Genomic DNA, 21,460 nt, shown 5'->3' with positions numbered 1-21,460 from the left:
CTGGCAAGTCTTTTTTTTATACCCTTATTAAAATAAGTGCAGGACTCTGCATTTTTCTGTTGCAAAGGTCTGCACTTCTATATTGCAATAAACAACAGGAAAATATATTAGAATCTAACGGAGAAATGGCTGAAAATCTCACTGACTATAGAGAAGAAAAATTCAAGCCATATGTGACTGATGATTTTTATGGGAACGACATAGTAAAACTTAGTGGAGGAGTAAGGTTCTTGCAAGCAGCTCATCCTAACTATATGTTAAAGGTTGAAGAAGTCGCACTTGAAGAAGATGATAAAGAGGGTGAATATGACTTCAAAATGAAGGTTACTTATACTAATAAAGAAAATGACGAAAGCAAAACGATGGATGTTGAGGGTATGGCTTCTACAAATGAAGAAGGAAAAGTAAAAGACATTCGATATATAAACGATGAAGAATTTAGAGATGCTTTGAGAGAGTAAAGTTAAGAACTCACGACTTTACATCAAACATAAGACAGAATTATTCAAGTAATTCGGAGCGTTAATCTAAAAGGATTACGCTCTATTTTGTTTTAGCTAGTAAAGAGTTAGTTTAAGGAGGGACATGGATTCTGAAGTTCTAAAAAAACGGGCAGTTAAATGGAATAAAAGGTTGTTAATATGAGCTCACAAAAAGAGCCGGTTCATTGAATTAATTTTGTCGATCAAGGGAGTGGAGATATGAAGATATTTGAAGCTACGTATGATGGCCATCGAATTCAGGTGGAAAATAAATGGAAAGGTGAAAAGTTATATGTAGATGGAGAATTACAGGATGAAAATATTGGGCTAGCTTTAAGAGCGACGTTAACTGGAGAATTAAAAGCTGATAATAATGAAGCTAAATGCATAAAAGTTACTCTCGGCGGTTTTTTAAGTATTCATTGTAAAATATTTGTTGATTATGTATTAGTTCGATCTTATCGAATTAAAAAAAGAATTTAAACATTCTTTGAGTGATATTGGACCACATTCTTTAGCTAAAGTGCACAAGATAAGAAAAAGAGATTTCGCTTATTCTTATCTAATCGATTAGAAAAGAGTTGAAACTTTTTTGAAATTGCTTAGGATTATATGCGCCTTAATAATAGGTGTACTAGGAGGATATGCCAAGGTTACAGGTAATCATAATTTACTACCTTATTTGTTTATATTTCTATTACTAATGATTTTAGCGACGGGAATAGATGAGCTTAAGAAAGGTAATAGACGTAGTTCATTTTTCTACTTTGTTGCTACATCGGCGATAATAATACTTTTACTTGCATAATAAGCAAATTTCGGACCGATAGCTGATGATTTGCTTCAGTATCTCAACAGGTAAAGCAGTGGTCGGGTTTAATCGTTGCCTTTGTTATGAGATTGTTTTAAATCTTAATGATAAAAGAAAAATAAGAAAGAATTTAGAATGAGCGAGAATGACGTATAGAATAAAAGGAATTGATTTCGCTTCTTTCAATATATTCGGAGCTTATCTATAACAAGATAAGCTCTTTTTAACTTGAATTAAAGATTGAGTTATCCGGTTTTGTTTGAAATAATTGGTATTATATAGGTGGATTGTGAGGTTTCATATGACTTTGTGTAAAAGGAGTTGGGGTTTAATGGAAGAAATGACTGGCAAAATATTATATTTAATAATAACTTGTGTTTTGTTATACGGATTCTTTAAGATCATTAGATTTATTTATAACAAATATATACCTTACAGTTTTGCAACAGATGCAATCGGAATAATAATATTTGTTATCTTTTGCATTCCTGCCTCACTAGTAATAAGCCATAAATTGTTAAATTCAGCAGGGAAATATTGATCATAATGAGAGTACTAGAAAGTGTGATGAACTTATATCTTCAGTTATTTCGGAGCTAATACTTTATAAAGTACTCGTCCTTATGACATAATCATCGGGCAAAATAAAAGTTAATTTAAAATTGAAGGTGCAGGCTAACCAGTTATTCCATTAAGAACGCTACGATGAAGGTGGTGTAATTAACAATGGACGATGTTGTAATGTGTCCTGAATGTGGTAACCAATTGAAGCAAGGATATATTTTCTCTCCTCGAAGAATTTGCTGGTCAGACTCACCTGATTCCATCTTTGCGGATTTTGGAAGTGAAATATTAATAGGTGATGCATGGTTAAAAGTCAAAAAAGTTCCAGCGTTAAGGTGTGAAGAGTGTAGTGTAGTTATTTTCAAACATGGTGAAAACAAAGATATAAAATAGCAGTAAAGTAATTTTGAATTGAGTTTATTGTTTGGTTAAATCGGAGCTTTTGCTGAAGATAAGGTAAGAGCTCTATACAGATAGTGCAGGGCGTGCGGTATTGATAGGAGGGATAATATGGGGATGGGCGGAATGAGCATAGCATTAATTTCTCTAGTTCCAATCATTCTAATAGTAGTTGTCATACTTCTTATAATGCGAAAAAGGAGATAACTCTTAGAAGGATTATTCCTTTAAATCGGAGCTTATCTGAAATAAGATAAGCTCTTTTATATATGAAGTAAAGATTGAATTCTATGTCCGGATTTGAATTAATTGGTATTAAGTTTTTGCACAGGATTGTGTGAAGTGCAAGCACTATTATTAATGTACTTAAGGTGGGTTCCAAGTGTTTAAAAGCAAGATAACTTTCATTATCGCAACTTTAGCTATTACTTTGATAGGTTGCTTTCAGGTTGAAGAAGCAACATTTATTGAAGGAGAGATAACTAAAATCAACAATGAAAGTGGGGAAATGGAGATCAAAGTCGAATCTTGGTCAACAATTAGTGATGCAGAATCATCTAGCACGCCATATATATTTGAAGAGATGCCAGATTCACATACTATAAGAGTATCCAATCCAGATCAATATGATGAAGGGAAAGAAGTACAGGTGAAAGTTATTAAAAATTATGAAGAGGACGTATGGGATTTAAATAGGTTGAAATTTGAAGTAGAAAAGGCAACTTAGAATATTATTCTATTGATTACATTATCTTAGAGTCCTGAAGAAATGTCGAATTTAAGTCTTCCGTATGAAGATAGGTGAAAACTACAGTAGGATTCGTTACCATCTTCCGTTATCTCGGAGCTTATCTTTAATAAGATAGGCTCCTTTTTAATTTGAAGTAAAAGATTGAGTTATTCGGAGCGATTTTTGAATAACTTAAGGGGACATCACTTTGGATTGGAGTCCCCTTGTTAGCTATAAAATAGATTGCTTATAAATATAAGATGATGAATAAAGAGTTGTTTTGAAATAATTGGAAAGGGGAACGGATACAAGACTATAGTAGTGAAAGCAAAGAAAGAATTACAGATGGTTAGAGAAGTGACTATTTGTTGAAGATGCTCTGAAGTAACACTGTTCAATTAATTAAAAATGTAATGGAAGGGATCAAATAGATGGAGGAACGAAAGTGGGACATCCAAGAAATAAAGCAGATAAAAAAGAAGCTGTTAATAATAAACAACCTTGTCATGCTTTTGCTTATCGTTTCGTTTGGCTTTTATATAGAGCTTGGGGGATCTTCTACATTCCTTATAGGTTTTTGCTGTGCAGTTTTATGGATTTTGGTAGTGAATGCTGTCTATACGATTTGGACCGGGAAGGTCATAGGTACAAAGACAATGCAAAAAGCTTTGAACTTCAAGATCTACCGTCATGGAAAGAGACAGTGGAAGATAAAAGCGATTATAGGATTAATCTTCTTATTCGCATTTAGTGCTGGTTCAACAATATTATTTTTCCAATTCGATTTAGAGGCTTTAAACATAGATTTTCCTCAAGATAGTATAAGTTTATTTGCCGTTTGGCTCTTTTTTAATATCGGGGAAATGAGAAGAATAAAAAAGCTAAACGAGAATTACGGGGGAAGTTTAAAGCGATTCGATTCATAATTGAAAGATATCACGTATTATTTTGTTCTCTTATGTGAATCGGCTACACTCAGTTAGAAAAATAAATTAAGGTCAGATAGACTTTATTAAAACTTTTATTAGAGGAGTGTCTATTATGACCAAACGAACACGCCGTACGTTTACTAAGGAATTTAAACAACAGATGGTTCAACTACATGAAAACGGTAAGCCAAGAAGTGAAATTATTAAAGAATATGAGTTAACGCCGTCTTCATTGGATCGGTGGATCAGTCAGTTTTCGAAAAGCGGTTCATTCAAGGAAAGCGATAATCGTTCTTCTGAAGAAACGGAGCTCATGAAGCTGCGAAAAGAAAACCAGCGTTTAGCGATGGAGAATGATATTTTAAAGCAAGCCGCGCTGATCATGGGACGAAAGTAAATGTGATTCACAATAATCGTCACAAATACTCTGTATCAGCAATGTGCGACGTCCTACAACTGCCTCGAAGTACCTTCTATTATGAAGCGAAAGTGTTAGAATCAAATGACGATGAACTGAAAGAGGTCATTCGAAAAATCTTTTACAAAAAGCCGCCGAAACTATGGAACACGTAAAATCAAGATTGAACTCAAGAAACAAGATTGGATTGTTTCAAGGCGCCGGATTGGACGTATTATGAACGAATTGGGCCTTGTTTCCAAATATACAATCGCTCAATTCAAACCTACTAAAAGCTCGTGTAATGAGTCTGAGCAGGCAAATGAATTGAATCGAGAATTTCATCAAAACCAACAGTTGAAGGTCGTTGTCAGTGACTTGACTTATGTTCGTGTGGGTCAAAAATGGCACTACATCTGTGTCTTTGTCGATCTATTTAACTGCGAAATAATTGGCCACAGTGCAGGTCCACGAAAAGACGCCAGGCTTGTCTAGCGTGCTTTCTCTTCCATTAAAGGAAACCTGCATGACATTGAGCTATTTCACACGGACCGTGGCAACGAGTTTAAGAATAAGTTAATCGACGAGGCCTTAGAAACCATCCAAATTAAACGGTCCTTAAGCTTCAAAGGATCGCCTTATGATAATGCGGTCGCTGAGGCGATGTTTAAGGTCATTAAAACTGAATTTGTTTATCATGCCCACTTCGAAAACCAGGCACAGCTTGATATTGAACTTTTTGATTACGTGCACTGGTACAACCACATCAGAATCCACGGTACTTTGGACTATTTAAGTCCGATTGAACACAAGTCTAGGAACCTTAATATAGCTGTCTAGTTTAGTGTTGACATTCCAGGATGCAACAATTATACAAAGAGAGGATGGACAAACCTATTAAAAAAATTAGTATCATACTAGGTGCTGTCATTCTAATCGTCATATTGGCAAATATATCGAATATATTGGCTCATGCTAAATTATATTCATTCGAAAATAACAAGAATGTTGAAACTGAGACAAAAGTTGTAACGTTCAATGAAATATTCGATATTTTGACTGAACAAAGAGAGTTGGAAGAAGAGTTAAAAACCTCTACAAAATATTCTTTAATCGGCGATGAGGTAAGAAAAGGTATTGATGAGGCATCAGATTACGAAAGGTATTTAGCGGAGAACAAGCAAATCAAGTCTATAAAAATTAAAATCCCTATAACTACATACAAAGACCATGATAAAACCATTGAATTTATTTCAGGTAAAGGTGAAATGTTAGAAATATTCAAGATCAATAAATGAAAAGATGTAGTTTAAAAGTATAATCTGAAAATCATATAAAAAGAAGACGTTGAACTTCGATAGTTTGAAACCTTGCTTCTTAAACAATCTCAGAGCGAGTGTTGAATAAGGTGTCTTTGCAGCTATTTCATTATTTAAGAGCAACCCAGGAATAAAGGGAGGTTATCATTGAAAATGGAAGTTGCAAAAAAGAAGAAAAACCAAAAAATAGCTGGTGCAATACTATTGGTGATAGTAATAGTTTTGTCCCCATTTTTGCATGATCATTTTAATCCATTAACTTTATTAATAACTACGATTATTATATATGCTATTGTCATGTTCATTGTTGGACTGTTATCAAAAGAAGAAAAGTCTTAACCTTAAGACAGAAGGATCGTTTTTTACCATCTTCCAGTATCTCGGAGCGATAGCTGCATAGCGTTTATTCCTTATTGTGCTAACGAAGCAGGTTAGGAACAAAGGTTACATAATTAATAACCTAGTGTTGATGAGCAAAGTAAAAAAGAATAGCAATAAAAATGAAATTCAGACCGTGTATATAGCCACCTAATAGTGAAAAATCATTTATGTAGGGTGATTAGTCGATGATAGGAATAAGCATAGCAACGAAGTGGGAGTACGAAGCAACTTTGGAATACTTCGGAATAAGAGATAACGAACGTTTCGGTTATCCATATGGGGAGTATTTCATGAGAACAATGAATGATACCGAACTTGTTTTTTTATAGTACTGGTGTAAGAAAAGTAAATGGTGTTGGTGGTAATCAGGATATGATTTCTAAATTTAATTTAACTAAAGTAATCGTTGCTGGAACATGTGCAGGAATAGATGATCAGTTTCGTCATTTAGATATTTTTGTACCCGACAAAGCCGTTCAATATGATTGCACGGTAAAAGAAATTGAGCCTTTTATTAAACAATCCTTCATCGTTCATATTGATTTATCAAAATATGGAGATGATTTTTATAAAGGAACAATTGGCACCGCTGATAAAGAAGTCGTTATGTGGAAGGACTATCTAGAACTGAAAAAAAACGAAATAACCATAGCGGATACAGAAGCGGGAGCAATTGCTTATATTTGTAAGAAGAATGATGTTGAATGCATTATTATTAAAGGAATATCTGATTTTCCAACGGATGAAAGAAACGCTAATAAATTCGAATCGAACATTGAACAAATAAATGTTTATTTAGAAAATACCCCGAAAGTTATGAACAAAATATTTGGCAAATATTTAAATAGATTTATTTAGAAAATGAAGGTTAATAGAAAGGTTATGTTTGTTGATTTAACGAATAGCCCATCAATCATTTTATATGGGAGGATTTTGTGTTTACTAAGGTTACATAGAAAATATTGTACTGTTATTGAACGAAGGGGCAGGATAACTGAACAAAAGAAAAATAGGAGTTGAGAGACTTGCCTTTACTATTTTTATTACTAGCTATACTAGCATTGGGCTCATATGGAATTGTGATTTCTCCTATACTATTTCTATTGGCTATAGCTAGCTCTATTTATTATTCTGAGAAGGGAAAATATATTTTCGCTTCAGTCGTTACCTTTATTATTAGTGCATTCATTTTAATGACAATGTTAGTTATGGCACTCATTTTTATGTTTGATTAATATAGTCAATATATAAAGGTGAAATGTAAAAAAATCCTTAAAAATTTTGGAGCTTATCTGTATAAGGTAAGCTTCTATTATATTTAAGAAAATATTGAACTGCTTTAACTAATTTGAAATAATTGGTATTAGAAGTTGGGGGAATTTAGTTGATCATAGATTTAGGAGGACATATATGAGTTTGAAAACAAAGGTTTTCTTTCTAGTTTTTTTCCCGATATTACTCCTAACATTGAGTGTGTTGGAGTTTTCGGAAAGCTTGAATCCGACAACAGGGTTCATCGTAACTTTGCTATCTGCTCTTTCAGGTTTAGTTGTTAATCGATTTAAGAGAAATAAGAAAGATACCTACTAATTTGAAATGGCTGTTTTCTTAATTCGCCAAATGAGTACGGTTTGGCCAAGGAATTTCACTTGGAATGTTAATCCTCGCGTTTTCGTTTCATTTGCTATTCTTTGATTCAACAAATGACACTCCCGCTTTAGCAAAACTGACATTTGCGCCAGTTTTACATGTAGGTATTTTAGTTGTTTTAAATCTTTTTCTTCTTATTAAAAACTGAAACACTAAATAGACTTCTTTTCGAAGAGAAAAGAATGAGGAATATAACTTTAATATTTTTGCTTTAGCAGAGCTGCATTGGGGTGAAAGGAATGGCCAGGTACAGTCTAAACTTCCTTACGAAAATCTCCTTTTTTACTGGATGGGTTACCATTTCAGGAGTTGCCTTATTCATTGCCAATGGCATAATTTCAGATGACAGTGCCAGTGGGATTGGTAGCGTATTAAAGTATTATGTGATGTTCGCCTTTCTTTGTTCTTTGATCGGGGTACCGATTAGTATTGTTTCGTTGTTTAGTAAAGAGAAACTAGGAAAAAGAATATTCGCTTTGATAGTAAATATATCGCCACTCATCATTCTTACTGTTGGTTTTATTATGGAAGTGGTGAGAGAATTCTCCGAAGTACCTTTATAGAAAATGGGTTAAATGAAATCAATTGGTAAAAAACTTGTATATTCGCACTTAAAAAGCATCCAAAAGATGTAGAAGGGGAGGCATCGATGTGAAAACGGCAGGAGAAATACTCCAATTCACCTTACTTTCATTAATTACAGGGCTAGTGTTAGAAACTATTTTTAACTTTTCCCTGTCTTTATTTTTAATGGCGGTTGGCGCTTCAATTGTCTACTTTTTGGTACGAGTTCAATTTAAGAAAAAGTATGGCACGCTTACTGGCCATAATCTCACACTCGTTATAGGAGTAGCTCTAGGGATTATCGTTTCCCTGAATGTGTTGATACCCATGTTTCAGAGTTAAATGAGAAAAATAGGAGTCAAAATTGTTTTTTTGCTTATTCAAGTTATGTCGGAGCTTATCTGTAAGAAGGTTGCAGGATGATGTTATTAGGGTTTGGAGGTTCTTATTATCAATTCTATTAGAGAGATTTTTTCTTCTAAGTGGTTTGGTTATCCTTTAATTTTTGGGTTGCTTTTTGGGGCTTATGCTAAATATGGGGTAATTAAGATTGTTTTATCTACTATTCTCGCCGCATTATTCATTTCGTTGCTTGCTTACAATTATAAACACACCAGCTTATATAATTTAGTTGCTAAAAAAAGAAAAAATAAATCTGAGTAGTTCGTTGTAATAATGAGAATCCATCAAGGTATTTTCATTCTAAAATCTCGGAGCTTATCAATAATAAGATAAGCTCCTTATTTCATTTGGTTTTGTAAATGAAGCTCTTCTGAAGTTATGATGAGTGAGCATGATTGAATTTGTGATAGATGCTCTCAATACCTTCGCCTCCCTATCCGTCATTACAAAGAAAAACGAAATGAAAAAGAGCCATTCGTGACTGAATGACTTCTTATATAAGACTGGATTAGCTTTTGAATTCAAAACTCTCCGGTGGTATGGTCCTTTTTATCGTTGAAGTATGCAGCTTCTTTTTCTTTCTTTTCAATTTGAGAGGCTTAGAAGATGTTAAGTCATATACGATACAGTTCACTGCTAGAATGGTTAATGCAAAGGCGGTAACGGGCGCAAGAATCATCCATGGAAAAGAAGAGACGTATTGGAAATTTTGAGCGATCAGCCCCGCCCACTCATTTGACATCGAAAATGAGTCCGTGAAGGCTTTTCCAGTGTCCATATCATACTCAATGACTCTGACGTCTGTACCGCCTATGAATACTTTCAAAAGACCAAGATGGGCAAAGACAACAAGGACCTGTCCGACTTGTTGAACGAAAAGGAGTAGTAACTTAGGATTCAGGAAAGGTGCTAGATGGTTTTTGAAAATATGAAATTTACTTCCGCCCATAGTTCTGGCGCTTTCTATGAATTCCTTTTTAGATATGAGATCGAGTTCGTTTTGAATGTAAAGGGAAAGTACTGGTACACTGATGAAAATAAGCACGAGCATTGGGAAGACGACTTTCGTTACGGTATCATAGCTCCAGCTGAAGGTTAACACAACGGGAGCGATCAATATGTAGGTGAAAATCGTAACCGGCGCATAGTGAAGCGCATCTGCAAGCCCAGCTAACAGTTTTCGAAAAGCACTCGGTAACCTAAACAAAAGATATCCGCCTAAGAATGAGAATACCATTCGCCCAAAGGCAACGATGATGGATAGTCCAATGGTATACTTGGCCCCCTCGAGTAGCATGAGTAAGAAGTTATTTCCATCGAGATCACTCCCTAATGGAAACTGTAGGGAGGGCGGAAAAGGTGCTAAGGCAATGGCATTATGATTCTCATCATACAATACTTTTTCAGGTGGAGCCGGATCTGCAAACGTGGTGTATACGAAACTTCCTATAAGGAGGAATAAGATAAAGAGAGTGCCTCCTATTAACAACGGGCGTTGGATTAATTGTTTCTTCATATATTCTTCCCACCAATATTGAAGTAGTGTTCTAGCGTAACTTTTCCTGTTGTGAACATGATAAAAGAAGGGATAAATACCATAAACAGCCCCATGGTTAGTATTTCAGGATTCAGTACCCCATTCTCAAAAATAAAGGTCATAAACCCATTAATATTAAAGATAATCTCCAACATTAATAAGTTAGCGATTGCAAAAAGAAAGACACCCTTAAAATGGTTAAATAAGGTTAAAATGGAGTTCCTAAAAACGTGTAACACTAAAATTCTTGATCGCTTTAATCCCTTTCCTCGTGCTAGTTCTACGTACAGAAGCTTCTCCTCTTCTTCAAAGGACAACAACAAATACTTATATATGTATATACCAGGCAGTAGTGATAGAACTAGGACCGGAAGAACGATCGCGTTTTCATCGAAACCGCTGGAAATGTTAAAAAGGAGAAAGTTTGTTTTTTTATAGACCCAAATAATGCCTAGTTGTGCAACTAAAATCACGAAAATGTCCGGCAATGATTCAATAATAAAAAGAAAAGCCTTAGGAAGAGTTCTTTTATGAACTGGAAGTAACATTGTAAGGAATGTAAGAAGGATTCCTAAGATAAGAGCTAGGACGATAGAAATGAATAGGTAAAACATAGAAGTAAGGTAAACATCCATGAATTCCGGGAATAAAGGTAACTCTCTCCCCAGAACGTAGTACTCAATGGTATTGCCAGTTAGGATGACGTTTAAGAGATGAAGCATGTGATGAAAGTATGCATCAAAATTAAGTACGATGGTGTCATATAAAAACGAAGTATTGTTTAACGAATTGTTATCAATCATTTTGAGCACGTTTAGTTGCGATTTCATATTAAAAAACAAGTAAGGAAGTGAGCCAATTAGTAGGATGCCTATTGAAGTTAATAGAAATTGGAATGCAATCTGCAAGGTAAGTGAATTCTTCATCACGGCCCTCCTTTTACAATTGAGAAATCTTTGTTTCGCTAGAAGCAACAGTTTGTTTTGGAACTATGCTTAATAAGTTCTCTAACTCATTCATATCCCCCTGTGCAGCGATATTTCCTTCATGATCGATTATGAAAATTGTAGGCACTTTTTTAATGTAATAGTTTTTAAAGAGTTCAGCCGAGCTTACATAATATGTATTCGGAATAGAAGGCACGGATCCCTTTTCTCTTCTATCATGAGTTATGACGAATATGTTTGTTTGGTAGGTGTCAGCTAGAAAGGGGACTTGACTTAATAAAGTCGAACAAGTACCACACGTCGTGCTGCTAAAGATCATAATTATATGTCTATTATTAAAATCAGCAAGCGAAATTTGTTGATTCTCTTCATCTTTCACCCGAAACAGTGGAGCTTTCTCCCCAACTTGTAACGTCTTTTCTTCTATAGTTGCGCCAACATTTCTAAATCGATTTAAAAACTGCGTAATTTGTTTTAGAAAATACAGTAATATCGCAAATTGCATCAAAAGAAAAAACCATAAGCCAATATGTGAAAGAAGCCCCCAATTCACTTCCATTTTATATCTCTCCTCTGTGTAATAACCGATTAAAATGGTGATTTATCTTCTTAACCTCTACTAGGACAAAGAACGTCGCGATTATGCCAAAAAAACAAAATGAAGCAATAAAGTAAAGTGGTGGATAGACTTCATTCAATGATGAAGTGGATGCATAATAATCAAGAATGCCAACTTTTGTTGAACTAAAGAACAACATTACGGCCACCATTATAATGGATAGGTTTCTGAAAATAAGCTTCCATGAGATTGGCTTTTCGCCAACAATCCCTCCACAGCCACATGAAAGTGATGAGCGACCTCTCCTTAGATTGATTAGAATCGCAAGCGTATAGAGAACGATTAATCCAGTAAAGAAGATCAAACTGACCTTATAAAAGAGGCCAACTAATAGCAAGAGACCAACCATCATTTCAGCGATAGCATCGAATTTCGCTGCTGGTTTTGCATAGCGATCAGGTATAATCTGATAGTTTTGTATGCTTTGTTCATGGTTAGCGAGATCTCGCATTTTGGTATAAGCAGAGGTTACCGGAATAATCGCTATCCCTAACCTAAGAAAAAGTAACAGTATTTCCATAAGCATTCCTCCGAATTAGGCATACCATTGAGCTTGGCTTGTAAACATTTCATAATAATTTTTCCTACGTGCAAGTAATTCTTCATGATTCCCGACTTCAACCAATTCGCCATCTTTCATAACCAATATGCGATCAGCTAATCGAGCTGCGGCCATACGGTGCGAAATATAAATAGCCGTTTTATCTTGAGTGAGTTCTTTGAATTGATTAAAGATGTTTAGTTCTGTTAAAGGATCAAGTGAAGCAGTAGGTTCATCAAGGATAATGATATTGGCTTTACTAAACAGGGCTCTAGAAAGGGCAAGCTTTTGCCACTGTCCACCTGATAAATCTTCACCTTCACCTAAGAGTTTTCCTAACCGAGTATCAAATTGATTTGGAAACTGCTGGACCGTGTCTAGAAGGCCAGACTGTTTGGTTACTTTTCTCATTAAAACCGTATCTTCCATATTTTCAACATCACCAAGAGTAATATTATGCTTTATGGAAAAGGGTAGCTGCATAAAGTCTTGAAAAATCCCTGTCATACTTTTCTTTAGCGTAATAGGATCAAAATAGTTAATGTTAATGCCATCTACAAGGATTTCTCCATGACTTACTGGGTATAGTCCAAGAAGACATTTCACAAGGGTGGTTTTTCCGGATCCATTATCCCCTACAATGGCGATTTTTTCCCCGGGAGCAATTGAAAAAGAGATGTTATTTATGACCGTTTTTTTACTTTCCGGATAATGATAGCTTACATTATGAATCGTAATGCCTTTTCTAAGCTTTTCGGGAAAACTATGTATACGTTCATTGTTTTCAAAAGCAAATTTCTCATCTCTGAAATCTAAAAACTCAAACAGGTCTTCGATATAGAGGTTTTCTTCATAAATTTTAGCGAGATAAGAAGCCATCATATTTAAGGAAGCCTGCGCTCCTTTAATTGCTTGTCCAATGGAAACAAATTCACCTACACCTAAATTCTTTTTCTTTAGTAACCAAATCACAATGGCGGCCGAAAGACTATACAAAAGAGCTGTAAAAAGATCCAGCACCATTTGCACTTTCTTTTCTTTTTTTTAGAAGTGCAAGAACTTCATTGCTATTACTTAAAAATAACTTTCCCCATCTTTCCAAGAAAAAGGGGCCTAAATGAAAAAGCCTTACTTCTTTAGCTGATTGTCGATTTTGAAGAAGGAAGTTGAAGTAATTGGATTCTCTAGCTTTTTGTGTTTGATGCTTTAATAAGAAGAACTTCTCGTTGCCAAAGCGCGACTGCAACAATAATATAGGCACTGCAGAAATTGCGCTCAATATCGCTAATCCCCAATGGAATGACAGCAAGAAGGATAAATAAGAAATTAAGCTTATGGAGAACTGCCCCAAGTCTAAAATGTTCTTTACAGGGGACATAAGCTTACTACCATAGTTTCCACTAATCCGTTCCTGGTGGTTATAAAATTCAGGTATTTCATAATAGCTAAGTGGTACTGATGCTGCTTTTTCTGACACAAGTTTTCCAACACTGTAATCTAATTTCACTTCAATTTGTTCATCAAAAATATCGGATATGTGCTTGAGTGTAGAGGAGAGACCTACTAGAAATAATTCTAGGGTGAGAAATAAAAACGCACGCTGATAATTAGGTTCTTCAGCACTAATAATGAGTACAACTGCATTTACTAATTCTTTAGTTACCCACAGAGTAGCTAGGGGGAAAAGACCAGTCACCACTCTAATGAAGATAGAAGCTAAAAACCACAGTGGACTAATATTCCAAACGAATTGAAAACTCTTCCTTAAATAATGAATATTCATATCTTTACCGCCAAATTAGTTTAAGACCAGGAATAATCCTGGTCTATGTATTTTCTTCATTAGCAAGAACAAGAATTATAGATCGTTTTACACTTTTGTCCAGTTATACTGTCATAATAAGATGTTTGCCATACGCGATTTCCGTTAGAATCACAAGTAGATCCACAAGAAGAGCGACTAACTTTAGAGTCACAAGGGTAACCCGCAGGTTTTACTCCAAATAGTTTATTCAACATTTCCTTCACCTCCCTTCAATATGAAGTTGTATTGATGAAATACTCCTCTATACCAACCATGCTCTCCTAACACCGTTCCATTTTGATCAACTAATAGCAGAGTGGGAAAGTCATGTATTTCAAGTTTGGTTATTGTCTCTTGCTCAACCTGAAGCTGTGTTACGTCATGTTGATAAAGGCTGTACTTTTCGCTATGCGCATTCCCTTCGGCTTTGCTATCGATTGAAATGACATTGAATATTGGAAGTTGATAAGACTGGTTTTCAAGAATAAGCTCTTCTAACTCTGTTAAACAAAAGCTACATGTTTGATTAACAATGATGACAATTGAAAATGGGGAGGAGAGCAAATGAGCGTCAACTAATATATTTCCAACGTTTTTGCCTATGATCGGATGTTTTATAATCATTTCTTTTTGTTGGTCACCAGAAGGAAGAAAGTGAAGCTCAGTATTTAATTGCTTTTTCAGTTTTAGAAATACGAGAAACATACTGATCCAGATTGCGGGTGCTAGTATATACAAATTTGTGTGCTCCTCTAAATAACATTTCTCTGTTTTGCTTTTATTTAAAATTATCACAATTTTAGAAAATATTGTATTGGGAAATATGTCCAAGAATCTTGACTTTAAATCGGGTTTTTTCACTGTTGTTTCCTAATATTCATTTAATGAGTCTTTTTACTTTGTATTAGGTCCCATTTCCAATACTAAAACGTGTTTCTATCAAAAGCGGAATTTGTATTTCACCTGGCATAACGAAACAAACGATGAAATTCTCACCGATGAGTAGGAATGAGCTCCTCTTATCAAGAAAGTAGTGTAAAGAGACAAGTCAATATTGAAAACATCGCAGATAACAGCACGTTCTTCATACTTAAGGAACTTAAGAAAAGGAGAGATATGGTGGAACAGTTTGCGGTTTTTCGTACACCTCAAACGATTCTCTATGGAAGAGATTCGTTTAAACAAATTGGCGCAGAAGCAGCTCGTCGCGGTCAGAAAGCCCTTATTGTTAGTGATCAGGTGATGATGAATCTCGGTTATGTCACGGATTGTCAGGATTATTTGAAGCAGGTGGGAGTGGAAAGTGAGATCTACACGGGTGTTGCGTCTGAACCAACGGACGATTATGTGTCTGAAGCGCTTGTGCTTTTCCGAAACACGAACTGTGAGATCGTTATTTCATTAGGTGGGGGAAGTTGTATCGATACGGCGAAAGCCATCGCCGTTCTTGCGACGAATGGAGGATACATAGGTGACTATCGCGCGAACAGAACGATGGCAGAGAAGGCGCCGATTCCGCATCTCGCTATTCCAACAACAGCGGGAACTGGCTCAGAAGCAACGGACGTGACCGTTATTACGAATACAACGACTGATGTGAAAATGATGATCAAACAGCCCGCCTTCATGCCGGCAGTTGCGATTGTGGATCCGTATCTCTCGCGCTCATCGCCACAGCAAGTAACCGCGGCGACAGGGATTGACGCCCTCAGTCATGCGGTGGAAGCGTATCTCTCAAAGCAAGCTCATCCGATGACAGATACGCTTGCTTTATCTGCGATTGGACACATTATCGGTCATATTAAAAGCGCTTACAATGATGGAGAGAATCTCGATGCACGAGAAGCGATGAGTTTAGGTGCTCTTCAGGCGGGTATGGCTTTTACAAATGCTTCCGTCTGTCTTGTGCACGGCATGTCGCGTCCAATCGGTGCTCTTTTTCACGTGCCGCATGGATATTCAAACGCGATGCTGCTTCCAGCTGTACTCGAATACAGTAAGGATTCTTGCATCGATCGACTCGCTGATCTCGGGAGACTGTTTCAGACAGAAGAAAGCGAGGCGCTCTCAAATGAAGAAGCGGCTGATGTGGCGGTTTCTTCTATCAAAAGTCTTTGTGCCTCATTAAATATCCCGAACTTCAAATCTTGGGGAATTGATGAGACGGCGTTCAAGCAGGTTATTATCAAAATGGCAGCAGACGCATTAGACAGCGGGAGCCCAGCGCATCATCCTCGCTTGCCTACACAGGCGGAATTAGAAGAACTTTATGAGATTTGCTATGACTACGAATTTATAAGTGAAGAAAAGGTTCGCTAACACAACTGGAAGGGGAATGAAAACATGGCTACGACGGCAACGAACGTGCTACAAAACTATATTAATGGTAAATGGGTCGATGCGAAAACCGATCAATTTCAAGCTGTACCAAATCCGGCAACAGGGGAGGAGCTTGCTCAGGTTCCGATTTCAACAAAAGCAGATCTTGATGAAGCAGTGAAAGTAGCAAAGGCTACCTTCAAAACCTGGAGTAAAACGCCCGTTCCGAAACGCGCGCGCATTCTATTTAAATACCAGCAGCTGCTCGTCGACAATTGGGACGAGCTTGCGAGATTGCTAACAAAAGAGAATGGTAAAAGTTTTAAAGAAGCACAAGGTGAAGTGCAGCGCGGGATCGAATGCGTTGAATTTGCAGCTGGTGCGCCATCGTTAATGATGGGCGAGCAGCTTCCGGATATCGCAACGAATCTCGAATCAGGCATGTATCGCTATCCTGTTGGCGTTGTTGGCGGCATCACGCCATTTAACTTCCCGATGATGGTGCCGTGCTGGATGTTTCCACTTGCGATCGCCATGGGGAACACCTTCGTTCTTAAACCTTCTGAGCGAACGCCATTACTTGCAAACCGCTTAGCAGAGCTCTTTAAAGAAGCGGGCTTACCGGATGGCGTTCTGAATATTGTTCACGGAGCACATGACGTTGTGAATGGGCTTCTAGAGCACAAAGATGTGCCTGCGATTTCCTTCGTCGGCTCACAGCCCGTCGCCGAATATGTGTACAAAACAGGGGCTGCGAATGGTAAACGCGTTCAGGCACTTGCCGGTGCGAAGAACCATTCCATCGTAATGGCTGACGCTGATCTTGACGCTGCGGTTAAAGAAATCATCGCTGCTTCATACGGTTCTGCAGGCGAACGATGCATGGCTTGCTCCGTTGTTGTGGCGGTAGATGATGTTGTGGAGCCACTGCTTCAAAAGTTAAACGAAAAAGCCGATGAAATAAAAATCGGCAACGGCCTTGATGAAGACGTATTCTTAGGACCGGTTATCCGTAAAGAACATAAAGAAAGAACGGAAAGCTATATCCGTAAAGGTCAGGAGGAAGGTGCTACGCTCATTCGCGACGGCCGAAACGACGAAGCATACAACGATGAAGGCTACTTTATCGGACCAACGATTTTTGATCACGTAAACTCCTCTATGCAAATCTGGAAGGACGAGATCTTCGCGCCAGTGCTATCAATTGTGCGAGTGAAAAATCTAGAAGAAGCGATCGAGCTCACGAATGAATCTGATTTCGGAAACGGGGCTTGCTTGTTTACTAAAGACGGAAGCAACGTTCGATATTTCAGAGAAAACATCGAAGTTGGCATGCTAGGCGTAAATATAGGCGTACCAGCCCCAATGGCTTTCTTCCCGTTCTCAGGTTGGAAAAATTCCTTCTATGGCGATCTTCATGCGAATGGATCAGACGGAGTGGAATTTTATACGAGAAGAAAGATGTTAACGGCCAGGTGGTAAGCAACAAGAATTAAAATAATACAAAAGGTGCAGAGAGGAGAACCTCTCTGCACCTTTTGTATTATGGGGAGAAGGAATAATGTGGTAAAGATGAAACATTTGATACGTTTCATTCGTATAACGAATTAAGATAACAAAAGGGATAAATGTTCAAGGAGTGCGCTATGCAAACACTATTTCATTCAGTTAAGAATTTGTTTCTAGACTTATTTGCCATGGGAAAGGGATTAGTCTATGGTTTTCTATTGGTTGGATTGCTTACTTTCATTGGTGGAGCGCTACTATACGGCTTTTTGTTCTTACGTCATTTGTTTGTTTAATATTTTTGGATATTAACTTAATGAGAAGAAGGGGAGATATGTGTGAAAAAGGTCATTGTAAGGTCAGTGATTGCATCGTTTGTGATCGGTATACTCGTATGGGCTGCAAGTGTATTCATTTCTTTTTCATTTAGTGAATGGAGCTTCTTTATTGCTCTAGGGCTTACCATTGTGCTTTACTTCTTTAACAGTAGCGGAGGATTTTTATCAAAAGGGGCTACTGCTGAGGCAAGCGAGGCAGGGTGGAAAGTTCAAGAAGATAATGAACTGAAAGTAAATGTAGGTGCCGTTTTTTACGGTTCAGTGCTATTTACGATTTTTAGTCTTGTCTTAACCATTACCACATATTATTAAGGGGATTTTAGTAAAGAGGAGCTCTTATAGAAAACAGACTTGCAGCTCCGATCGAAACAACTATATGATTGTGTAGCATATGCAATCACTAATCACATTAGGGGGATGAAAAATTGGGTTTATTCTTTTATCTTACGATCGTCGTTGGTTTATCGCTCATCTATTATGGCTATGTTAAGAAAACAGAAAAAGATATAAAAATGAAAGAGCTAGAGCTTGAAGCTAAGAAGATTGAGTTGGAAATAAAGAAGTTAGAACATCATAAGGACAGTACTGAATGAAAAGAAAAGTAATCGCTTTGGTTTTGAGCGATTATATTTTTATGAGATGAAATAATATGGGGGCACACCAAAAAGGTGATGAGTCGATTCGTTGCATCATTAAATTATAAGAAGCTATACTCTTCTCTCCTCTCCTCCTAAGTGGGGGTCTTTCGTAAAGGAGAATTGTGGTTTTAGAAAGGGCAAATCAATAGGTTGAAATAGAAAGACGGAGGAATTGAGATGAAACGATTTATCACTTTACTAGGAGTATTTCTGCTTCTAGCAGCATGTACGAATGAAGGCAGCAATGAAGGGAAACAGGAAGAGAAAGGTTCTACTCAAGAGGCTTCTGCAAGTTCCCTAGATATTAAACCTGCCAAACTATCAAAACGTGAGCAAAGCATCGTGAATCAAATGGGAGTCGATTTCAAAACCTTTTATACGGTGGATGGGACCGTAGGAGAAGGAGAAGCGCTCGTGACTTCGATCGTTGTATACAAAGACGGAGAAGATGGAAAAGAAGAGTTTGTTACCTGGGGTGGAGATTATAAACAAGAGCGTTTCAATAAAGCTCTTCACTCATTCCAACTTCAAATGGAAGAAAAAGTAGCTTACTTTACAATGGGGTCACCGGATGGATACAGCAAAGGATCGACCAATATGCCTAAAGAGCTGGGCGCATTTATCTTTGAACAGATAGAAGAAGAAGTCACGATCACAAAAGGAGAAACGGTGTATTTGGCATACTTGATTGGATCGAGTGAGAACCAAATGTCGTCAGTGAACGATAGCGATGTCAAAACTTTGCCTGAATCGGTAAAAACGGCGGAATATGCGATTGTGGCTCAATTGGAATGGAAAGACAATTTGGATAAGAAAGAGTAATTGGACCAAAAGTCGTAAAGGAGTATGACATGATGACTAGAATATAGATACGTGAAGGATACATAAGAACAGATTTCATAACCGGATGTCCTTCTCAAATCTTGCTGAAATTAGGAGGGAATTATGGGACGAGTTGTTCATTTTGAAATTCATGTAGATGACATGGAACGGGCTAAGAAGTTCTACGGGAACGTATTTGATTGGAAGTTTGAAGACTGGAGTGAATATGCCGGCATGCCTTATCTTGGTGTAGTGACTGGTGATGCAAAAGAACCAGGAATCGATGGAGCGTTGATGAAACGGCAAGGTCCACCTCCTGAAGGTAATGCTGCAATCAATGGGTATGCTTGTACAATGGGCGTGGAAGATTTAGATGCTACTGAATCGAAAGTTCTTGCTAATGGTGGCAAAACAGCGATGGCCAAATACGCATTGCCTGGAATGGCGTGGCAGGCCTATTACCTTGACACGGAAGGAAATATCTTTGGTCTTCATCAACCGGATGAGAATGCAAAATAATTTAGTAAAAACAGTTGAGAGAGCCCTTTTTAAAGGGTTCTTTTTTAAATGCTAATTGATGGAGAGTTTTGAACGGATGAAATAGTGAAGCTTGGACGATTTATTTTGGACTGTTAAAAAGTTTTCCATATTTATCAAAATAAAAGATTGAGTTATCTAGTTAGATTTGAAATAATTGGAATTGGATAATTGGCGTAAAATTGCGAATTATTTATTTCTAGTTCGCTATTAAGTAGTATTTTCGAGATGAAAGAAGAAGGAGAGGAGGTGACGGTACTTAGTCCGTGAAAGGTCTTCAAGGTTGGATAGGTGGCGAAGGTAATATGGCTGTTCCTATTAGGTAAGTGCTCTTCATACTTGAGGATACGATTGGGTCCTTACGAATAGTTTAGGTATAGAGATAATTGTTCGTGGAATGATTGGCTACTTAGTGAGAAATGACTTATTTTAGAGGGGAATGGAGACGATGTTTTTATCGTATTTTTTAGTGTTTCTTATGGCAGCGATTCCGTTATTTGAACTTGTTGCTGTAATCCCACTAGCGATCATCGGTGGGCTGTCGCCAGTACTAACAGGCATACTTGCTTTTTTAGGAAATGCTTTGACAGTTGTTTTGTTAATTGTATTTGTAGATAAATTTAAAGTATGGCGGAAGAAACGAAAACAAAAGCGTACGAAGGATGTGGTTCAGGAGGAGGGCGAGACGACAGAAGCACATGTCGAGGAAATGCAAGAGTCGAAGAAGGAGAAACGTGCAAGAGTTCTTTTTGATAAGTATGGTTTGCCAGGCTTAACAATCATCGGTCCCTTTTTCGTCGGCTCACATATTTCAGCGTTTATGGGAATGAGTTTCGGTTCAAAAAGAAAGCTGGTCACCAGCTGGATGATGACGAGTTTAGTACTTTGGACTGTGATTATGGCTGTAGCATCAAGCTATGGAGTTGGTTTTTTTGTACATGACGTGGAAGATGATGGTGTTTTAGTTCGTCTATTCACTAACTAGCATGATCATTTGAAAACACCTTTAACTTTATCGTTATGTGTTGTAAAGTAAATATGAACTGGAAAATTGTAGCTAGGGTTCCGCTATCGAGATAGGCTAGTGACCGAGGGCTACATCTTTTACATAAGTAAAAGGCACCTATTGACATAAAAGGTCCGAGGGGAAAAGTTCAGCGTATTTGTACTGCGCTGAAATCTTTCTCTTCGGGCCTTTTTAATTATTTAAAGGAGGTATTCTAT

At 37.1% G+C, this 21,460-nt stretch carries 25 protein-coding genes and 3 pseudogenes; 21 read left to right on the top strand and 7 right to left on the bottom strand.

The window, feature by feature from the left end:
• The 13 genes and pseudogenes from ACIFPW_RS14025 to ACIFPW_RS13965 form a co-directional block, all read left to right on the top strand.
• A pseudogene (locus ACIFPW_RS14025) lies at window positions 1-461 on the top strand (hypothetical protein); the annotation flags it as partial.
• A 240-nt stretch (window positions 462-701) separates the two neighbouring features.
• Window positions 702-965 (top strand): hypothetical protein, encoded by a 264-nt coding sequence (locus ACIFPW_RS14020; RefSeq protein ID WP_430245144.1) that lies wholly within the window; start codon window positions 702-704, stop codon window positions 963-965.
• A gap of 109 nt (window positions 966-1,074) precedes the next feature.
• Window positions 1,075-1,290 carry a DUF3953 domain-containing protein gene (locus tag ACIFPW_RS14015; protein WP_430245142.1) on the top strand — a complete coding sequence of 72 codons (216 nt, stop codon included), beginning with the start codon at window positions 1,075-1,077 and terminating at the stop codon, window positions 1,288-1,290.
• Window positions 1,291-2,019: 729 nt separating this feature from the next.
• Complete coding sequence (locus tag ACIFPW_RS14010) at window positions 2,020-2,250, top strand: PF20097 family protein (RefSeq protein ID WP_283152820.1); 231 nt, start codon at window positions 2,020-2,022, stop codon at window positions 2,248-2,250.
• Between the two features lie 388 nt (window positions 2,251-2,638).
• On the top strand, window positions 2,639-2,983 hold the full coding sequence (locus tag ACIFPW_RS14005; protein ID WP_430245140.1) for a hypothetical protein: 345 nt from the start codon (window positions 2,639-2,641) through the stop codon (window positions 2,981-2,983).
• A 434-nt stretch (window positions 2,984-3,417) separates the two neighbouring features.
• Window positions 3,418-3,912 (top strand): hypothetical protein, encoded by a 495-nt coding sequence (locus tag ACIFPW_RS14000; RefSeq protein ID WP_430245138.1) that lies wholly within the window; start codon window positions 3,418-3,420, stop codon window positions 3,910-3,912.
• Between the two features lie 115 nt (window positions 3,913-4,027).
• A pseudogene (locus ACIFPW_RS13995) lies at window positions 4,028-5,152 on the top strand (IS3 family transposase).
• Window positions 5,153-5,196: 44 nt separating this feature from the next.
• Window positions 5,197-5,610 carry a hypothetical protein gene (locus ACIFPW_RS13990; protein WP_430245136.1) on the top strand — a complete coding sequence of 138 codons (414 nt, stop codon included), beginning with the start codon at window positions 5,197-5,199 and terminating at the stop codon, window positions 5,608-5,610.
• A 168-nt stretch (window positions 5,611-5,778) separates the two neighbouring features.
• Window positions 5,779-5,970, top strand: coding sequence for a hypothetical protein (locus ACIFPW_RS13985; protein ID WP_098443851.1), 192 nt, complete (start codon window positions 5,779-5,781; stop codon window positions 5,968-5,970).
• 227 nt (window positions 5,971-6,197) lie between these two features.
• Window positions 6,198-6,870 (top strand): annotated as a pseudogene (locus ACIFPW_RS13980) (permease).
• A gap of 552 nt (window positions 6,871-7,422) precedes the next feature.
• Window positions 7,423-7,602, top strand: coding sequence for a hypothetical protein (locus ACIFPW_RS13975; protein ID WP_430245134.1), 180 nt, complete (start codon window positions 7,423-7,425; stop codon window positions 7,600-7,602).
• Between the two features lie 299 nt (window positions 7,603-7,901).
• Window positions 7,902-8,225, top strand: coding sequence for a 2-acyl-glycerophospho-ethanolamine acyltransferase (locus ACIFPW_RS13970; RefSeq protein ID WP_430245132.1), 324 nt, complete (start codon window positions 7,902-7,904; stop codon window positions 8,223-8,225).
• An 88-nt stretch (window positions 8,226-8,313) separates the two neighbouring features.
• The gene (locus tag ACIFPW_RS13965) at window positions 8,314-8,568 is read left to right on the top strand and encodes a hypothetical protein (protein WP_430245130.1); all 255 of its coding nucleotides are present in this window, start codon (window positions 8,314-8,316) and stop codon (window positions 8,566-8,568) included.
• A 568-nt stretch (window positions 8,569-9,136) separates the two neighbouring features.
• Here the strand turns inward: ACIFPW_RS13965 and ACIFPW_RS13960 are convergent.
• The 7 genes from ACIFPW_RS13960 to ACIFPW_RS13930 all read right to left on the bottom strand — a co-directional run bounded on the left by ACIFPW_RS13960 (window position 9,137) and on the right by ACIFPW_RS13930 (window position 14,814).
• The gene (locus ACIFPW_RS13960; RefSeq protein ID WP_430245128.1) at window positions 9,137-10,144 is read right to left on the bottom strand and encodes a hypothetical protein; all 1,008 of its coding nucleotides are present in this window, start codon (window positions 10,142-10,144) and stop codon (window positions 9,137-9,139) included.
• The gene (locus ACIFPW_RS13955) at window positions 10,141-11,091 is read right to left on the bottom strand and encodes an ABC transporter permease subunit (protein WP_430245126.1); all 951 of its coding nucleotides are present in this window, start codon (window positions 11,089-11,091) and stop codon (window positions 10,141-10,143) included. The genes ACIFPW_RS13960 and ACIFPW_RS13955 overlap by 4 nt, the downstream gene beginning before the upstream one ends.
• 13 nt (window positions 11,092-11,104) lie before the next feature.
• Window positions 11,105-11,671, bottom strand: coding sequence for a TlpA family protein disulfide reductase (locus tag ACIFPW_RS13950; RefSeq protein ID WP_430245124.1), 567 nt, complete (start codon window positions 11,669-11,671; stop codon window positions 11,105-11,107).
• 1 nt (window position 11,672) lies between these two features.
• On the bottom strand, window positions 11,673-12,251 hold the full coding sequence (locus tag ACIFPW_RS13945; protein WP_430245122.1) for a MauE/DoxX family redox-associated membrane protein: 579 nt from the start codon (window positions 12,249-12,251) through the stop codon (window positions 11,673-11,675).
• Between the two features lie 15 nt (window positions 12,252-12,266).
• Entirely contained in the window at window positions 12,267-13,295 is a 1,029-nt protein-coding gene (locus ACIFPW_RS13940) for an ABC transporter ATP-binding protein (RefSeq protein WP_430245152.1), read from the bottom strand.
• Window positions 13,261-14,055 (bottom strand): hypothetical protein, encoded by a 795-nt coding sequence (locus ACIFPW_RS13935; protein ID WP_430245120.1) that lies wholly within the window; start codon window positions 14,053-14,055, stop codon window positions 13,261-13,263. The genes ACIFPW_RS13940 and ACIFPW_RS13935 overlap by 35 nt, the downstream gene beginning before the upstream one ends.
• A 225-nt stretch (window positions 14,056-14,280) precedes the next feature.
• On the bottom strand, window positions 14,281-14,814 hold the full coding sequence (locus ACIFPW_RS13930) for a hypothetical protein (RefSeq protein ID WP_430245118.1): 534 nt from the start codon (window positions 14,812-14,814) through the stop codon (window positions 14,281-14,283).
• 381 nt (window positions 14,815-15,195) lie between these two features.
• Here ACIFPW_RS13930 and ACIFPW_RS13925 point away from each other — a divergent pair, with 381 nt between their 5' ends.
• The 8 genes from ACIFPW_RS13925 (at window position 15,196) to ACIFPW_RS13890 (ending at window position 21,221) form a co-directional block, all read left to right on the top strand.
• Window positions 15,196-16,395 carry an iron-containing alcohol dehydrogenase gene (locus ACIFPW_RS13925; RefSeq protein WP_430245116.1) on the top strand — a complete coding sequence of 400 codons (1,200 nt, stop codon included), beginning with the start codon at window positions 15,196-15,198 and terminating at the stop codon, window positions 16,393-16,395.
• Window positions 16,396-16,419: 24 nt separating this feature from the next.
• Complete coding sequence (locus tag ACIFPW_RS13920; protein ID WP_430245114.1) at window positions 16,420-17,877, top strand: CoA-acylating methylmalonate-semialdehyde dehydrogenase; 1,458 nt, start codon at window positions 16,420-16,422, stop codon at window positions 17,875-17,877.
• A gap of 164 nt (window positions 17,878-18,041) precedes the next feature.
• The gene (locus tag ACIFPW_RS13915) at window positions 18,042-18,197 is read left to right on the top strand and encodes a hypothetical protein (protein ID WP_194220706.1); all 156 of its coding nucleotides are present in this window, start codon (window positions 18,042-18,044) and stop codon (window positions 18,195-18,197) included.
• A 42-nt stretch (window positions 18,198-18,239) separates the two neighbouring features.
• A complete protein-coding gene (locus tag ACIFPW_RS13910; RefSeq protein ID WP_430245112.1) occupies window positions 18,240-18,551 on the top strand; it encodes a hypothetical protein in 312 nt (103 codons plus the stop codon).
• A 113-nt stretch (window positions 18,552-18,664) separates the two neighbouring features.
• On the top strand, window positions 18,665-18,832 hold the full coding sequence (locus ACIFPW_RS13905) for a hypothetical protein (protein WP_283152685.1): 168 nt from the start codon (window positions 18,665-18,667) through the stop codon (window positions 18,830-18,832).
• 222 nt (window positions 18,833-19,054) lie between these two features.
• Window positions 19,055-19,699 (top strand): hypothetical protein, encoded by a 645-nt coding sequence (locus tag ACIFPW_RS13900; RefSeq protein WP_430245110.1) that lies wholly within the window; start codon window positions 19,055-19,057, stop codon window positions 19,697-19,699.
• Between the two features lie 123 nt (window positions 19,700-19,822).
• Window positions 19,823-20,218: a VOC family protein gene (locus tag ACIFPW_RS13895; protein WP_430245108.1), complete on the top strand. Its 396-nt coding sequence runs from the start codon at window positions 19,823-19,825 to the stop codon at window positions 20,216-20,218.
• Window positions 20,219-20,684: 466 nt separating this feature from the next.
• Complete coding sequence (locus ACIFPW_RS13890; protein ID WP_430245106.1) at window positions 20,685-21,221, top strand: small multi-drug export protein; 537 nt, start codon at window positions 20,685-20,687, stop codon at window positions 21,219-21,221.
• Window positions 21,222-21,460 lie beyond the last annotated feature (239 nt).

It is taken from the genome of Pseudalkalibacillus sp. NRS-1564 (assembly GCF_050467905.1).
In the GTDB taxonomy this organism is placed as follows: Bacteria; Bacillota; Bacilli; order Bacillales; family Guptibacillaceae; genus Guptibacillus; species Guptibacillus hwajinpoensis_B.
The sequence above is the reverse complement of the archived record's forward strand: the minus strand, read 5'-3'. Positions and strand labels throughout refer to the sequence as shown.